This window comes from Halalkalibacter flavus (assembly GCF_036663575.1).
Lineage (GTDB): Bacteria > Bacillota > Bacilli > Bacillales > Bacillaceae_D > Halalkalibacter > Halalkalibacter flavus.
The window spans coordinates 1-348 of record NZ_JAWRVK010000146.1; the positions used below are offsets into that span (position 1 = coordinate 1).

A 348-nucleotide genomic window follows, 5' to 3' on the forward strand; every position below is an offset into this window, starting at 1 on the left:
GATATCAGCTTTGGCACGTCCAGACTGCATCATCATACGCCTCCTAACGGTATCGAAGGGATATGAAATAATACCGGCACATGTTGTAACAACCTGAGCAATGGCCCATGAGATTAAGAATCCGGCATTCTTGGGGTCGGGTAACATTCCCTTGGCTGTGTCGAAGCAACCAAAGTATGAAGCTCTGTAGATGATGATACCCTGGACTGAGACACCAAATCCTCTGTATAGACCAACAAGACCATCCTTCTTGAAGACCTTGGAGATACAGTCGCCAAGACCGTTGAATTCTCTCTCCTTACCAGCCTTTCCAACATCAGCAGCTAACCTTGTTCTGGCGAAGTCGAG

General features: G+C 47.4%; 1 protein-coding gene. It reads right to left on the reverse strand.

Going from position 1 to position 348, the window contains the following annotated elements; genetic code table 11:
- On the reverse strand, nucleotides 1–348 hold a 348-nt coding region (locus tag SAY88_RS24810; protein ID WP_332635095.1), incomplete at both ends, for an MC/SLC25 family protein.